This is a genomic window from Micromonospora sp. WMMC415, from assembly GCF_009707425.1.
Lineage (GTDB): Bacteria > Actinomycetota > Actinomycetes > Mycobacteriales > Micromonosporaceae > Micromonospora.
The window spans coordinates 1,379,994-1,393,919 of record NZ_CP046104.1 but is presented as its reverse complement, the minus strand read 5'-3'; the positions used below and the strand labels follow the sequence as shown (position 1 = coordinate 1,393,919).

The window sequence follows — 13,926 nt, the reverse complement described above, 5'->3', positions numbered from 1 at the left end:
GCTCCGGTAGATCACACGGAGGGTGCCGGTACGGCCAACCGCACGTCACTTTGCGCTAGGTGACGCGAAACTGACTGATTGACGACGGGAAGGGTGCGCGGAGCGTCGGTTAGTTTCCGGGTCCGGTGCATGGGACTAGGACGTCGATCCCGGCGCCAGCCCTCGCCCCTCGCCTCCGCCGGAGGAACAGGACCATGACCGTCCCCGCGCCGCGGGCCCGTCGGCGCCCCTCCCCCGCCGGCCGCCTGCTGCCGATGCTGCTGGTGCTGACGCTGCTCGCACCGCTGGCCGTCCTCTTCGGCCAGTCCTGGCGCTCCACCGACGACGACCGGCGCCTGGTCGTCACCGAGCGCCTCGGCGTCGAGTACCTGCGGGCGCTCGCCCCGGTGACCGACGCGCTGGTGGACGCCCAGACGGCCACCGTCACCGGCCGGCCGGTGTCCGGCGACGCACTCACCCGCGCGGTCGGGACCGCCGCAGCGGTGGACGCGCGCATCGGCGACGACCTCCGCAGCCGCGAACGCTGGGCCGGCCTGCGGGCCAAGATCGAGGCACTCCGGGACCGGCGACCGGCCGACCCGGAGGCCGCGTACGCCGCGTACGGAGAGGTCACCGACCTGCTGCTGGCCCTGCACCGCAAGGTCCGCGAAACCTCCGGCCTGGTACGCGACCCGGCGTCGGACTCCTTCTTCCTCCAGGCCGGCGTCGGCGAAAAACTGCCCGAGGCCGTCGTCGCGGCCGGACGCCTCGCCGACCTGACCGTGCTCGCCGCCCGCCGGCCGGCCGACCAGCAGGCCCCGACCGTGGCCGAACTCGCGGCCGTCCGGGTCGCCGCGCTCGCGCCCGCCGGCGCCCTGGTGGCTGACCTGCGGGCGGCCGTGGACAGCTCGGAGAGCACCGACCTCGGCGCCAACGTGCTCACTCCACTGGACACCTACCAGCGGTCGGTGGAGGCGCTCGCCGCGTACTCCACGCCCACCGGCGCCGTGGACGGTCCGCGGCTCGCCGCCGCCCGGTCCGCGGCCCAGGCCGCCGCCGGCCAACTGCAACCGGTCATCCTCGACGAACTCGACGCGCTGCTCGCCGACCGGCTCGACGCGCTCGACCACGACCGCTGGCTCGCGGTGGCCGCCGCCACGGCCGGTGTCGTCCTGCTGGTCGTGCTGGCGCTGGTGCTGCTCGCCGCGTACCGCCGGGCCGCCGACGCCCGGCGCGCGACGGACCGACCGGCCGCCCCGCCGGCCACCGACGGCTGGCAGCCGCCGGCCGGGCGGCCCGACGAGGTCCGCCCGTTCCAGCCGGCCGGCCCGGCCCGCGAGCCGCAACCCGCGCAGTGGGGGCCGTTCGATGCTGCTCGGTAGGCTCCGGATCCGGGGCAGGCTCGCCCTGCTGGTGGTCATTCCGCTGCTCACCGTGGTGGGCCTGGCGGTCCCGGTGGTGTTCGACCGGGTCGCCGCCGCCCAGCGGGCCGCCGACATCGCCGACCGGGTACGCGTGGCCAGTCGGATCGGCAGCCTCGTGCAGGACCTGCAACAGGAGCGGATCCTCTCGGTCGGTCTGCTGCTCGGCCGGGTACCCCGCGCGGAACTGGTGCAGAAGTCGGCCGCCGTCGACGACCGGGTCGCCGACCTGCGGTCCACCCGGGGCGACGCGCTGCCGCCCCGGGTCGCCGCCGCGCTCGACGGCGTCCGTACGCTCACCGACCTGCGGGCCGCGGTACTCGCCGGGACCGCCACCCCCGGCCGGGTCATGGACACGTACGGCCCGGTCAACCGGGCCCTCATCGACGCGCTGCGCCTCCCCTTCACCGTGGACACGAACACCTCCGCCGGCCGGCAGGTGCTGGCCCTGGACGGGCTGCTCCGCGCCGACGAAGGGCTCGGCGCCTGCGCCACGCTGATCGTGCTGGTGAAGGCGACCAACGATCCGGCGGCGATCACCGGCTACGTGGCCTGCATGGCCGCCCTCCAGGTGGACAACCGGCGGTTCCGCAGCCTCATCACCCCGGAGCAGTACCAGCTGGCGATGCTCAACGACGCGGCGGTGGCCGCCCGGACCAGCCCCGACTTCCTCACCGCGAGCCCGCTCGACCCGGCCGGTGCGGTGCAGGACGTACCGCTGGACGCGCTCTTCCCCTCGGCCCGCTCGATGATCACCCTTGGGCAGTTCGTGGAGAAGAAGATCGTCGCGGACGTCATCGCCCAGGTGACCGACGAGCAGCGCCGGGCGCTGACCGCCGCGTACCTGGTCGGCGGCGGGGCGGTGCTGGTGCTCACCCTGGTGGTGCTGCTCAGCGTGGCGGTCGCGCGGACGGTCGCCCGGCCACTGAGTCGGCTCACCCGCTCGGCGGACCGGGTCGCCCGGGTCGCCGAGGCCGAGCTGACCCGGGTCGCCGACGACGAGTCCGAGAGCGTCCAGGCGGTCCGGCTCGACCCGGTGGACGTCCGGGCCCGCGACGAGATCGGCGACCTGGCCCGCGCCTTCGAGCGGGTGCAGACCACCGCCGCCCGGCTGGTGGAGCGCCAGGTTGCCGGCCGACGCAACGTGGCGCAGATGTTCGGGCACGTCGGGCGCCGTACGCAGAACCTCGTCGGCCGGCAGATCGCCCTGATCGACCGGCTCGAACGGCAGGAGACCGACCCGGAACGGCTGGAGCACCTGTACCGGCTCGACCACATCTCCAGCCGCCTGCGCCGCAACGCGGGCAGCCTGGTCGTGCTCTCCGGCTCCACCGGCGACGACCGGCACGTCGCGCCGGTGCCGCTGGCCGACGTGGTCCGGCTGGCGCTCGGCGAGATCGAGGACTACACCCGGGTGGACGTCCAGGTCCCGGACGGGGTCTCGGTGTCGCCGGGCACGGTCGGGGACCTCGTCCTGGCCCTCGCCGAACTGATGGAGAACGCCACCGTCTTCTCCCCGCCGCACACCCGGGTGGTCGTCGCCGGTGAACGCGCCGGCGTCGGGGTCCGGCTCAGCGTGGTGGACCGGGGCATCGGGATGACCGAGGAGCGGCTCCTCGAGGAGAACGCCCGGCTGGCCCGGCGCGAACGGCTGGACCTCGCCCCCACCGAGGTGCTCGGGCTCTTCGTCGTGGGCCGGCTGGCCCGGCGGCACGGCTGGGCGGTCCGCCTCGCGGCGACCGCCGGCGGCGGCGTCACCGCCCAGTTGGAGATCCCGCCGGCCTCCCTGGTGCTCCGGCGGGACCGGGCCGGTGCCACGGTGGCGCGGGCGACCGTGCCGGACCGGGACCGGCGCTCCCCCGCCGCTCCCGCCCTGCCGTCCCGGGGCGCGGTGGCCGCCCTCGCCGGCCCGCCGCCGCCGTCCGGCTTCGACCCGGCACTGCTCAGCCGGGCCACCCGGACGATGACGGCGGGCCCTTCCTGGGACGCGTTCACCGTCCCGGAGACGCACCCGCCCACCGCAGCCGGGCCGTCCACCGCGGGCACGACGCCCGCCGCCGACCCGACGGCGGTGGCCGGCCCGACCGCGGCAGCACCTCCGACGGCGGCGGGCACCCCGACGACGGCGAACGGCCCGACGGCGTACCTGGAGATCACCGCGCCCGGGAGCACCGTCGACGGGCTGCCCCGCCGACCGGTCCCCGCGGGGCCGGGCGCTCCCCCGCCCGGCCCCGCGGTCACACCCACAGTTCCGACCGGTACGACCGGATTCCCGGCACCTCTCGTGCCGGGAATCCGGCAGCGGGTGCCGGGGGCGAGCCTGCCGCCGGCCGGGCCCCGGGTCGGGCCGGTCGACGCCACCGGCGCGGACCCGGCCGCCGCCCGGGACCTCGTCGAAGCCGTCGAGGCCGGCGTACGCCGGGCTGAGCTGGCCGGAACCGTTTCACCGCCCGCCTACGACGGGTCCGCAGCCGACCCGGCACCCGGACGGCCCCGGCTCACGCGGCGGGTGCCCGGCGCGAACCTGCCCGCCGCCGCGTCCCGCCCGTCGACCGACCAGGGCCCCGGTGACCCGGCCGAGGTCCGCGACCGCATCACCGAGTTCGAGGCGGGCGTCGCCCGCGCTCTGCGTGAAGTCAGTCCAGACCGCTTCGACGAAGAGGGATCATCACGGTGACCAGCCCCTTCCTGCACGACAACGTCGACCAGCCGACCCACCCGGGGACGGACCTCAGCCCGGAGGCCCGCACCTTCAACTGGCTGCTGGACTCCTTCACCTCCAGCACAGCGGGGGTCCTGGAGGCGATCGCGGTCTCCTCGGACGGACTGTTGATGGCCATGTCCGCGATCAAGGACCGGTCCAACGCCGAACGGCTCGCCGCCGTGGTCTCCGGCATGACCAGCCTCGCCGGCGGAGCCGCGAGCTGGTACGCCCTCGGCGGGCTGAACCGGGTGGTCGTCGACATGGCCGAGGGCTACCTGTTGATCAGCGCCATCAGCAGCGGTTCGGTGCTCGGCGTCGTCGCCGACCGGTCGGCGAACCTGGGCACCGTCGCGTACGAGATGACGCTCTTCGCCGGTCGCGCCGGTGGCGCGCTCACCCCCCGCCTGATCGCCGAACTGAAGAACTCCGTCCAGCAGTGATCCCCGACGTCGCCGGCGAGGAACCGGACCCCGTGGTCCGGATCCGCCCCTACCTGCGGGCAGCCGCCCCGGCCGGTGAGCCGGCGGCGGTGCCCGTACCGGCGGCGACCGCCGAGCCGGAACCGGACGATCCGTCGGGTCCCCGCCCGTTCGTGCTCACGGCGGGGCGGGTGACCGGCGGGGATCCGGCGATCGGGCTGGAGACCCAGGTGACCGCCCGGCCGGTCACGGACCGGACGTCTCCGGTCGCCCGGCTGGCACCGGAGCACCAGGCGATCGTCGCGCTCTGCGGCTCGCCGATCTCGGTGGCGGAGATCTCCGCCCGGACCCGGATGCACTTCGGTGTGGCCCGGGTCCTGGTCGGTGACCTGCGTGCCGCCGGCCACCTCGACGTGCACGTCAACGCCGACGACGACGCCCTCGACCCCGACATCATCCTGCGAGTGATTGATGGACTCCGTGCGATCTCCTGACTGGCCGGTCACCCCGCTGGACGGGCTCGCCGCGAACAGCGCCGCCGCCCGGTACGGCGGCCCGTCGGCGACACACCCGCCCGCCGCCCGGGGGGTGGCCGCGCCGGTTCCACCGCCGTACCGGCCGCCGGTGGAACCCGGTGCGGCCGCCCCGCCCGACGCGGCGCCCCGGGTCGCACCGCCGGTCCCGGTGAAGATCCTCATCGCCGGCGGGTTCGGTGTCGGCAAGACCACCACGGTGGGCTCGATCTCCGAGATCGCCCCGCTGACGACCGAGGCGGAGATGACCAGCGCCGCGATCGGTGTCGACGACCCCGGCGGGCGCTCCGGGAAGACGACGACCACCGTGGCCATGGACTTCGGCTGCGTCACGATCGACCGCAGTCTCAAGCTGTACCTGTTCGGCACGCCGGGCCAGGCGCGGTTCGGGTTCATGTGGGACGACCTGGCCCACGGCGCGCTCGGCGCGCTCGTCGTCGTGGACAGCAGCCGCCTGGACGACTGCCATCCGGCGATCGACTTCTTCGAACGGGCCGGGCTGCCCTTCGTGGTCGGCGTCAACGCGTTCGACGGGCGGGTGGCGCACGACCTCGCCGCGATCCGGTGGGCGCTGGCCGTCGGGGACCACGTGCCGCTGGTGCGGTTCGACGCCCGGGACCGGCTTTCGGTGCGGGACGCCCTGCTCGTCGTCCTGGACCGGGCGCTGGACCGGGCCAACCGGGCGAGGGGGAGCTGAACCGACGGGCGGTCAGGCCCGTTTCCACGATGAGGGGTGGTCGTGATGAGGGGTGGACTGGACGAGACACTGGCCCGGCTGGCCCGGCGCGAGGAAGCGCTGCGGCGGCGGGGCGCCGACCCGGGGGCGGAGGGGGACACCGGCCGGCTGCCCGACGCGGAGGCGGGCCGCCGGGAGGTTGCGCGCGGCGACACCGGGAGCGGCGCCGGCGAGCGGAGGGACGCCGGGCGCGGTGATCCCGGCCGGAACGCCGGACCGGGGTGGTCGAGCCACCGGGACGCGGGGGTACGGCGGGGCGAGGCGCCCGCCCCCGACCAGCCGGCGGCGTGGTGGGCGGACCCGACCGGCTGGTCGGCCGGCCAGCACCGGGCCGAGACACCCGATCCGGACCCGGTCGAGGAGGTCGCCGAGGCGGTTCGCCGGATCGTCGCCCGGCACCCGGATCTGGCGGTCACGCTGCGGGTGGAGCACGGCGGTGCGGCGTACCCGCTGCGGGTGGCCTGGTCGGACGGGAACGTGACGGTCGGCGCGGAGCCCGCGGTCGAGCCCCCTCCGGCGTGGCCGCTGTCGGCGCGGACCGAGCCGGACCGGTCGTCCGGGGCGGCCGGCGTGCGACCCGACCCGGCGGCCCGGCTCGCCGAACTGATCCGCCGCGACCCGTCGCTGCTGACCGACCTCGACCCGGGGCGCTAGCGGGAGGCCCGTGGGCGCTTCCACCGCGGTACGCGCCGGCAGGGCACATTTCCCCGCACCGGCTAGGGTTCGGCTGGTGGGGGAATCGGAGCTCACCCTGACCGCCAGCCTGCGGCCGGCCGCGCTGGACGCCCGACGCGGCATCGTGCGGCTGCACCCGGAGGCGCTCACCGCGCTCGGGTTGCGCCCCGGTGACCCGGTCCGGCTCACCGGCCGGCGGGTGACCGCCGGCATCGTCGCGGCGGCCGAGCGGGGTGCCGGCCCGGGGCTCCTCCACGCCGACGACCTGATGCTGGGCAACCTCGGCGTACGCGACGGGAGCCAGGTGAGCGTCCGCCCGACGCCGGTCACCGCCGCGCACCGGGTGGTGCTGGCCGGTCCGGCACCGGTGGTCGCGGCGGTCTCCCCGGAGATGCTCCGGCTCGCGCTGCTCGGCAAGGTGGTCACCGCCGGGGACGACGTGTCGCTCCTCCCGCAGGACGTGCTGCCCGACGCCTCGGTGCGCAGCCTCGTCGAGGCGGCCCGCGACAGCCTGTCCAACCGGGTGGGGTACGCCTGGACCAGCACGCTGCTCACGGTCGTCACCGCCGAGCCGGAGACGGCCGCACTGGTCACCATGGACACGCTGGTCGCTTGGGAGCACGGCGCGGCCACCCACGGCTCCGCGACCATCCCGACCACCGTTGCCCGCGACCACGATCCGCGCACTTCCCGGGAGGGAGTGGCCTCCCCCGCTCCGGACGCCACTCTGTCCGGGACAGCGCGCGGCGCGACCACGGCGGGCGGCGCGGACGCGACCCGGGCGGCCGCAGGGGCGGAGGTTGCCGCGGAGGCGCCGTCGGTGGACGAGTTGCCCGGGTTACGGGCGCAGGCCGAGGAGTTGGGCGAGCTGCTCGACCTCGGCTTCCACCACCGCGAGGTGCTCCGGCGGCTCGGCACCACGGTGTCCCTCGGAGTGCTGGTCGACGGCCCGGCCGGCTCCGGGAAGTCGGCGCTGGTACGTGCGGTCGCCGCCCGGGTGCGGGCGCGGGTGCGGCCGCTCTGGGGGCCCGAGCTGGCCGCGCTGACCAACGCGGCGGCGGCCGAGCGGCTGCGCGCCGCCGCCGCCGACGTACTGGCGGACGGCCCGGCGGTGCTGCTGGTCACCGACGTCGAGGCGCTCGCGCCGGCCGACGCGCCCGGCCCGGTGGCCACCGTGTTCCGGCAGGTCGTCGCCGAGACCGTCGCGGCCGGCGCGGCGGTGGTGTGCACGACCGGCCGCCCCGAGGCCGTCGACCCGGCCCTGCGCGCTCCGGACCTGCTCTCCCTGCGGATCGGCGTGCCGCTGCCGGACGCCGCTCTCCGCCGGGAGCAGTTGAGCGTGCTGACCCGTCAGGTGCCGCTCGCCGAGGACGTCCGGCTCGACGAGGTCGCCGCGCGCACTCCCGGATTCGTCGCCGCGGACCTGGCCGCGCTGGTGCGCGAGGCCGGCGTGCGGGCGGCGCTGCGGCAGAAGGCGGTGGACCGCCCGACGGTGGCGATGGGCGACTTCGTCGCCGCGCTGGAGGTGGTCCGCCCGACCACGATGGCGGCGTCCACGCTGGAACTGGCGTCGGTCACCCTCGACGACGTGGGCGACCTGGTCGAGGTCAAGCAGACGTTGACCGAGTCGGTGCTGTGGCCGCTGACGTATCCGGACACGTTCGCACGGCTCGGCGTGCAGCCGCCGCGCGGGGTGCTGCTCTACGGGCCGCCGGGGTGCGGCAAGACCTACCTGGTGACCGCGTTGGCCGGTACGGGCCGGGCGAACGTGCTGTCGGTCAAGGGCGCGGAGCTGCTGTCGAAGTGGGTGGGCGAGAGCGAGCGCGCCGTCCGCGAACTGTTCCGCCGCGCCCGGGAGGCCGCGCCGACGCTGGTCTTCCTCGACGAGGTGGATGCGCTCGCGCCGGTACGCGGTCAGGCCACCGACGGCGGCACGACCGACCGCGTGGTGGCCGCCCTGCTCACCGAGTTGGACGGCGTGGAGGCGCTGCGCAACGTGGTGGTGGTCGGTGCGACCAACCGGCCCGACCTGGTGGACCCGGCCTTGCTGCGCCCCGGCCGGCTGGAGCGGCTGGTCTACGTTCCGCCACCGGACGGGCCGGCCCGGGCGGCGATCCTGCGTGCCGCGTCCCGGACCGTGCCGCTCGCACCCGACGTGGACCTCGCCGCGCTCGCCGAGGAACTGGACGGCTTCTCCGCGGCGGACTGCGCGGCGCTGGTCCGGGAGGCGGCGCTGGCCGCGATGCGGGAGTCGCTGGCCGCGGCCACGGTCACGGCGGCCCACGTGGCGACCGCCCGGTCCCGCGTCCGCCCCTCGCTGGACCCGGCCCAGGTCGCCTGGCTGGCCGGGTACGCCGAGAAGCACGCTGGTTGATCCGGCGAGGGACCGATCCGGGCTGCCGCCGTACCGAGCGGCCGGCCCTCAATCGGTGGGCAGGAGCGGGCCCAGGGGGCCGAGGTCCAGGTTGAGGTCCTCCGGGGCGAGCCCGAAGTACGTCCGCAGCTCCGCCATCTGCTCCTCCAGGGCCATCAGCGTCGTGCCGATGCGTTCGACCTGTTCCTCGGTCAGGTCACCGAGGTCGACGCGGCGCAGCGCCTGCCGCTCCATGAGCTGACGCAGCAACTCGATCACGGTGAGCACGAGGCTGGCCAGCCCTCGCTCGACGGAGTCCTGGTCCACGGCCAGCCGTCGGTCCAGCGGTCTCGCCCGCGGTGCCCGCCACGACGGCCCGTCCTGGGCCGCGGCCGGCCCGTGCACCGCCGCCGCCAGCTCGGCCGCCTCGTTCCGCTCGGTCATGTCACCTCCCCGGAGAGCACCGCCGATCCACCGGCCGGCCCGGCCGGTCCGTCACCCGCCACGCCGAACTCTCCGGACGGCAACGCCGATCCGCCCGGCGGCACGGCGGTCTCCCGGACGGCCAGCGCGTCGTCGGGCGGCGCCGCGAGGGCGCCGACGGACGCGACCAGGGCGCGCAGTGAGATGCGGACGAGTTCGACGTCGGCGATCGCGATCGTGATGTCGCCGCTGATCACCACCCCGGTGGCGAGCACCCGGTCGAGCAGGTCGACCAGGGCCACCGGCCGGTACCCGAGCGGCCCGTCCGCGCTGTTCGGTGCGAGCTGCGTGGTCACGCCGGCACCCCGTCCGCCGCCGGGCCGTCGGCGGCCGACACGTCCGCGGGACCGGTGCCGTCCACGAAGGAGTACGCGGGCCACGGACCGGTCAGTTCCAGCCGCAGCTCCGGATGCCGGTCGCCCAGCTCACCGACCAGCGCGGTGAAGCCGGGCAGGCCGGCCGTGTCGACCAGGTACGCCCCGTTGAGCACCATCGGGGTGGGCGCGCCGGACAGCCGGCGGTCCTGCGGCGGATGCCGCCGGGCGGCGATCGCCTGGCCGGCCAGGGCGTCGTGGACGGCGGCCGCTGCGGCAGCCGCCACCCGCTGCCCCTCCTCCCGCGCGGTGAGCTGGGCGCGACGCCGGCGCAGGTACGCCGCCCCGGCACCCCCCGACTCGGGCGCGGCGGTCGGGGCCGGCGCCGCACCGGGCACGACGTACCCCTTGACGCCCCACTCCTCGCGGCCGGCGAGCCGGTCCAGGACCGCGGCCAACTCGGCCCGGCGGGCGGTGAGCAGCCCGGCGACCCGCTCGTCGTCGTGGTAGACGGTGGCGAGCCGGGCCGGCACGACGGGGCCGGTGCGGGCCAGTGCCGCCACCACCCCGTGGTGGGTCCGCGCCGCCCGTTCCAGCCACGCCAGGTCCTCCAGGTTGCGGCGCAGCGGCTCCTCGCCGTACTCGGTCAGGGGTGCGGCACTCACGACGGCGGCCAGACCGGCGGCCCGCACCGCGCGCACCGGCGTGCCGGCCATGCCGGCCATCGCGGCGAGCGTCTCCGGCGGGACGTCCCGGACCACGCCGTGCAGCCAGTCGGCGGTGGTCACCTCGGCCGTCGCGCTCATTGCCACTCCTCCCTCGCCGCGGCGCGCCGGGCCACGCGCGGCCGGCGCTCGGCCTCCACCTCCTCGGGGTCCCGGGGCCCGGGTTCGACCGGCGGTCTGGCCCGCGAGCTGAGCCACGGGTCGTGCTCCCACCAGTCGATGCCGATCTGGCGAGCGGTGTCGACGGAGGCGATGACCAGGCGCAGCTTGAGCGTCAGCAGCTCGATGTCGAGCAGGCTCACCCGGATGTCACCGGCGATGACGATGCCCCGGTCGAGGACGCGCTCCAGGATGTCGCCGAGGTTCGCCGGCTCGTGCCCGGCGGGCAGGACCTGCCCGGAGTTCTGCACCACCGAGGGTTGCCGCATCGTGCTCATCTCAGCTCCCGTCCCCCTTGCCGCGCTGGTAGCGGCGCGTTCGCCGGTAGCCCAGCAGGCTGCCCGTCATGTCCAGCTCCACCTCGTAGAGGCCGAGCAGGTCGGTCGAGGCCGGGATGCGGTGGTCCTCGACCACCTCCACGCCGACCAGCCAGCCGTCGTCGGTGGGCTCGATCGCGGTGATCCCGAGGGGGTCCTTGCCGGTCAGCGACACGATCTGCCGCAGCCCCTCCCGGGCCGCCTCGGCGGCGGACACCTCCTCGTACTCCTCCTCGGTGTGGCGGTCGTCGCCCCGGTCGGGTCGGCGCTCCGGGGCGCGGTCGGCGCGGGTCCGTCCTGGTGCCATCTCATCTCCCTCGCCCGCGGTCCTGGCCGGCCCGGCGTGCGGGTGGCCGTCCGGCTGCCCGCCGTCGACCCGCCGGTGGCGGCCGCCGGCCGGCGGCCGGGGGTGCGCCCCCGCCGCCGGCCGCCGTTCCGGTCAGCCGGTCCAGAACCTGCTGCTGTTCCCGGTCCCGCTCCTCCGGCGTGATCTCGCCGGCCTCCGCCGCGCGGTCCAGTTCCTCCAGCTCACGCCGGATGTTGACCGGGTTGTACTGCTGCGACTCCGCCTCCCGGGCGATCACCTTGACGACCGCCGTCAGCCCCCGCACGGGGGCGTACGGCAGGGTCAGCAGCGCCCAGAGGATGTCCACCGGTCACCCCACCAACTGGTGTGCGCTGACGAAGTCGTACGGGGCGAGCGGGCCGAGCAGCCGCATCCGGATCAGACCCCGCCGCTGCTCGGCGACGTCCTCCAGCTCCCGGACGAAGTTCTCCTCGTCCTCGGCCTCGATCAGGAAGGCGACGTTCACCGCGTCCAGTTCGTGGCTCGGAGCCCGGGGTGCGGTCAGCACCGCGTACGGGGTGAGGGCCTCGACCAGCTCGCGGTTGGCCGCCTCCCGGCGCAGCTCCACCGCCTGGCTGATCATCTCGCCGAGCCGGATCCGCTGCTCTCGGGTCTCGGCCTCCGGCCGACCGCGCACCTGCGTGGCGAGGTCGGCGGCCCGCCGGTCGGCGGCCAGGATCTCGCTGAGCACCTCCTGCTCGTCGAAGCGGCCGTGCACCGTGTACTGGAGCCGGTCCTCGAACTCGTCGAGCGCGGCGGCGAACCGGTCGTGGTGCGCCTCCAGCAGGTCCTGCACCGCGTCCGGCCCGGTCACCACGGTGCCGAACCGCACCGGCAGCACGGGGGCCACCGCCGCCGTCCCGTCCAGCAGCCTCTCGTACGCGGTCAGGTCGGCCGGCCGGCCGATCGGTTCTTCCAGAGCCACCTCGCTGACCAGTGCCGCCAGGTCGCCGTGCCGCACCACGTCGACGTCGCCCGGCGGGTCGCCGACCCCCTGCGCGTCGGGGGTCGGCTCCACGTCGGACGGCACGATGCCGTAGATGAACAGCCCGGTCTCGCCGGTCGGCTGCACGTTCTGCTCGCTCATCTCACCGCTCCTCGTCCCGCCGCCGGGGTCGCTCCCGCTCCCGCTCCGACCCGCGGTCGGTGAGGGAGTCCACGACCGCGCCGCTGATCTCCTTGGCGGCCTTGCCGAGCCCACCGACGGCCTTGCCCTTGGTGACCGCACCGGAGGCGCCCTCCACCAGGTCGGGCAGCCCCTTCTGTCCTTCGGGGACGATGCTCAGCCGGTCGACCGCCTCGGCGAACCGCAGGTACGTCTCGATGCTGGCGATCACGATCCGGGCGTTGATCTCCAGGAGTTGAATGCCGACCACGGCGACCGACACCTGGGCGTCGATCACGACGCCCTTGTCCAGCACCGTCTCCACGACGTCGGCGAGACTCCCGCCACCGCCGCCGCGCTCCAGTGCCGCGCCCGGCTGACCGCCGGTAGCGGTGGTCGCCACGGTCATTCGTCACGCTCCTCTCGCCGGCGGCGTACCACCGGCCGTCGGGGGGTTTCGGGGGTACGGCGGACCGGGCGGGGCCGCTCCGGGGCCTGCTCGCGCGGCTGGGATCGGCGGGCCCGTTCCGGCTGTCGGCGGCGCGGTGGGGGCGCCTCCTCCTCGGGTTCGGCTTCTTCCTCGTACCCTTCGTCGTAGTCCTGGCCCTCGTCGTAGGACTCGTACTCGTCCTCCTCAGGAGGGCGGCGACGGACGGGCGGGCGACGCCGGCCGCGTGCGGCGGGCCGCCGCTCCTCGCGGGGCTCCTCCTCGGCTTCCTCCTCCGGCTCCGGCTCGGGCCGGCGGCGTGCCGCTCGCCCGCCGCCGCGCTGCTCCTGCTGCTCGCGGTCGACCTGCTCCTGTTCCTCGCGCTGTTCCTGTTCCTCGCGCAGGGCCGTCTCGTGGTCCTTGACCACCTGCGAGTCCTCGATCTCGCCGCGCCAGCCTTCGACCGCATCCGGGTCCAGCACGGTCTGCGTCATGACGTGCCGGACGAAGTGCTTGAGCTCCAGGCGGACGCGCCGTCCCTGGGCCCGCCACAGGTTGCCGGTGTGTTCGAAGAGGCCCTGCGGGTGGTACTCGAGCACCACCAGGATCCGGGTCAGCTCGGGTGCGACCTCGTGGAAGCTGACCGTGCCGTCCACCGAGCCCTTCTCGCCCTTGGAGCGCCAGTGGATCAGGCGGTCCGGGAGCTGCCGGACGATGGTCGACTCCCAGGTGCGGTGCGACCAGAAGACCTGGGCCTTCCAGGTCATCTTCTCGTCGGAGTCGTTCTCGGCCTGCTCCACCTTCTTCATGAAGCTGGGGAAGTCGGCGAACTGGGTCCACTGGTTGTACGCGACCCGGACCGGCACCCCGACCTCGACCGTCTCGACGATGTTGGTGACCTTCAGCTTCTTGCCGCCACCCCTGCCGCCCTTACCGCCGCCGAAGGCCGACATGAGCTTCTCCTTACCGCCAGCAATCCCGGCCTGAACCATCGCCTTCATCGGTGAGTTGCCCTCGGCGAGCTTCTGCGCGCCGGTCGCGGCGGCGATCAGCCCCGGGCCGCCGCCCTGCCTGGCGTACTCGCTCAGCCGTCCGGTGGCACCGGTGATCCGCTCGGTCACCACCTGCACGGCGCGTTCACCGATCGCGCTCGCCAGGTTCCGTACCTCGCCACCGAGCTGGGTCCGGACCTTGTCCGCCAGCCCGCCGGGGTTCGTGGTCGCGGCCATG

Annotated in this window: 13 protein-coding genes and 4 pseudogenes; 8 read left to right on the top strand and 9 right to left on the bottom strand. The window is 75.4% G+C overall.

The features are described 5' to 3' along the window. Nucleotides 1-194 precede the first annotated feature (194 nt). The 8 genes and pseudogenes from GKC29_RS06870 to GKC29_RS06840 all read left to right on the top strand — a co-directional run. A complete protein-coding gene (locus GKC29_RS06870; protein ID WP_155330021.1) occupies nt 195-1,361 on the top strand; it encodes a hypothetical protein in 1,167 nt (388 codons plus the stop codon). After that, nucleotides 1,348-4,077 (top strand): sensor histidine kinase, encoded by a 2,730-nt coding sequence (locus GKC29_RS06865; RefSeq protein ID WP_155330020.1) that lies wholly within the window; start codon nt 1,348-1,350, stop codon nt 4,075-4,077. Before GKC29_RS06870 ends, GKC29_RS06865 begins: the two co-directional genes overlap by 14 nt. After that, complete coding sequence (locus tag GKC29_RS06860) at nt 4,074-4,544, top strand: roadblock/LC7 domain-containing protein (RefSeq protein ID WP_155330019.1); 471 nt, start codon at nt 4,074-4,076, stop codon at nt 4,542-4,544. The genes GKC29_RS06865 and GKC29_RS06860 overlap by 4 nt, the downstream gene beginning before the upstream one ends. Continuing rightward, nucleotides 4,541-5,017 carry a DUF742 domain-containing protein gene (locus tag GKC29_RS06855; RefSeq protein WP_155330018.1) on the top strand — a complete coding sequence of 159 codons (477 nt, stop codon included), beginning with the start codon at nt 4,541-4,543 and terminating at the stop codon, nt 5,015-5,017. Before GKC29_RS06860 ends, GKC29_RS06855 begins: the two co-directional genes overlap by 4 nt. Further along, nucleotides 4,995-5,753 carry an ATP/GTP-binding protein gene (locus GKC29_RS06850; protein WP_196255829.1) on the top strand — a complete coding sequence of 253 codons (759 nt, stop codon included), beginning with the start codon at nt 4,995-4,997 and terminating at the stop codon, nt 5,751-5,753. Before GKC29_RS06855 ends, GKC29_RS06850 begins: the two co-directional genes overlap by 23 nt. Before the next feature lie 45 nt (nt 5,754-5,798). Beyond that, nucleotides 5,799-6,446: a hypothetical protein gene (locus GKC29_RS06845; RefSeq protein WP_196255828.1), complete on the top strand. Its 648-nt coding sequence runs from the start codon at nt 5,799-5,801 to the stop codon at nt 6,444-6,446. 76 nt (nt 6,447-6,522) lie between these two features. Beyond that, nucleotides 6,523-7,116 (top strand): annotated as a pseudogene (locus GKC29_RS30515) (ATPase); the annotation flags it as partial. A gap of 159 nt (nt 7,117-7,275) precedes the next feature. Then, nucleotides 7,276-8,841: pseudogene (locus tag GKC29_RS06840) on the top strand (AAA family ATPase); the annotation flags it as partial. A 48-nt stretch (nt 8,842-8,889) separates the two neighbouring features. Here the strand turns inward: GKC29_RS06840 and GKC29_RS06835 are convergent. From GKC29_RS06835 to GKC29_RS06795, 9 genes and pseudogenes are all read right to left on the bottom strand, one after another. Beyond that, on the bottom strand, nt 8,890-9,264 hold the full coding sequence (locus GKC29_RS06835; RefSeq protein WP_155330016.1) for a gas vesicle protein K: 375 nt from the start codon (nt 9,262-9,264) through the stop codon (nt 8,890-8,892). Further along, complete coding sequence (locus GKC29_RS06830) at nt 9,261-9,599, bottom strand: gas vesicle protein (RefSeq protein WP_155330015.1); 339 nt, start codon at nt 9,597-9,599, stop codon at nt 9,261-9,263. Before GKC29_RS06830 ends, GKC29_RS06835 begins: the two co-directional genes overlap by 4 nt. Beyond that, on the bottom strand, nt 9,596-10,423 hold the full coding sequence (locus GKC29_RS06825; protein ID WP_155330014.1) for a GvpL/GvpF family gas vesicle protein: 828 nt from the start codon (nt 10,421-10,423) through the stop codon (nt 9,596-9,598). The genes GKC29_RS06830 and GKC29_RS06825 overlap by 4 nt, the downstream gene beginning before the upstream one ends. A 155-nt stretch (nt 10,424-10,578) precedes the next feature. After that, nucleotides 10,579-10,770, bottom strand: a pseudogene (gvpJ, locus tag GKC29_RS30510) (gas vesicle protein GvpJ); the annotation flags it as partial. Between the two features lie 10 nt (nt 10,771-10,780). Continuing rightward, nucleotides 10,781-11,125 carry a gas vesicle protein gene (locus tag GKC29_RS06815; protein WP_155330012.1) on the bottom strand — a complete coding sequence of 115 codons (345 nt, stop codon included), beginning with the start codon at nt 11,123-11,125 and terminating at the stop codon, nt 10,781-10,783. Between the two features lies 1 nt (nt 11,126). Continuing rightward, nucleotides 11,127-11,471, bottom strand: a complete 345-nt coding sequence (locus tag GKC29_RS06810; protein WP_155330011.1) for a gas vesicle protein GvpG — start codon at nt 11,469-11,471, stop codon at nt 11,127-11,129. A 3-nt stretch (nt 11,472-11,474) separates the two neighbouring features. Continuing rightward, complete coding sequence (locus GKC29_RS06805; RefSeq protein WP_155330010.1) at nt 11,475-12,251, bottom strand: GvpL/GvpF family gas vesicle protein; 777 nt, start codon at nt 12,249-12,251, stop codon at nt 11,475-11,477. Nucleotides 12,252-12,456: 205 nt separating this feature from the next. Next, nucleotides 12,457-12,678, bottom strand: a pseudogene (gene gvpJ, locus GKC29_RS30505) (gas vesicle protein GvpJ); the annotation flags it as partial. Further along, nucleotides 12,675-13,925, bottom strand: coding sequence for an SRPBCC family protein (locus tag GKC29_RS06795; RefSeq protein ID WP_155330008.1), 1,251 nt, complete (start codon nt 13,923-13,925; stop codon nt 12,675-12,677). The gene GKC29_RS06795 and the pseudogene gvpJ (GKC29_RS30505), both read right to left, overlap by 4 nt. Between the last annotated feature and the right edge of the window lies 1 nt (nt 13,926).

What these genes read in the sequence shown, in the direction of transcription:
- GKC29_RS06870 (WP_155330021.1), top strand. Translation starts at nt 195, where the DNA reads ATGACCGTCCCCGCGCCGCGGGCCCGTCGGCGCCCCTCCCCCGCCGGC.
- GKC29_RS06865 (WP_155330020.1), top strand. Translation starts at nt 1,348, where the DNA reads ATGCTGCTCGGTAGGCTCCGGATCCGGGGCAGGCTCGCCCTGCTGGTG.
- GKC29_RS06850 (WP_196255829.1), top strand. Translation starts at nt 4,995, where the DNA reads ATGGACTCCGTGCGATCTCCTGACTGGCCGGTCACCCCGCTGGACGGG.
- GKC29_RS06845 (WP_196255828.1), top strand. Translation starts at nt 5,799, where the DNA reads ATGAGGGGTGGACTGGACGAGACACTGGCCCGGCTGGCCCGGCGCGAG.
- GKC29_RS06835 (WP_155330016.1), bottom strand. Translation starts at nt 9,264, where the DNA reads ATGACCGAGCGGAACGAGGCGGCCGAGCTGGCGGCGGCGGTGCACGGG.
- GKC29_RS06825 (WP_155330014.1), bottom strand. Translation starts at nt 10,423, where the DNA reads ATGAGCGCGACGGCCGAGGTGACCACCGCCGACTGGCTGCACGGCGTG.
- GKC29_RS06815 (WP_155330012.1), bottom strand. Translation starts at nt 11,125, where the DNA reads ATGGCACCAGGACGGACCCGCGCCGACCGCGCCCCGGAGCGCCGACCC.
- GKC29_RS06805 (WP_155330010.1), bottom strand. Translation starts at nt 12,251, where the DNA reads ATGAGCGAGCAGAACGTGCAGCCGACCGGCGAGACCGGGCTGTTCATC.
- GKC29_RS06795 (WP_155330008.1), bottom strand. Translation starts at nt 13,925, where the DNA reads ATGGCCGCGACCACGAACCCCGGCGGGCTGGCGGACAAGGTCCGGACC.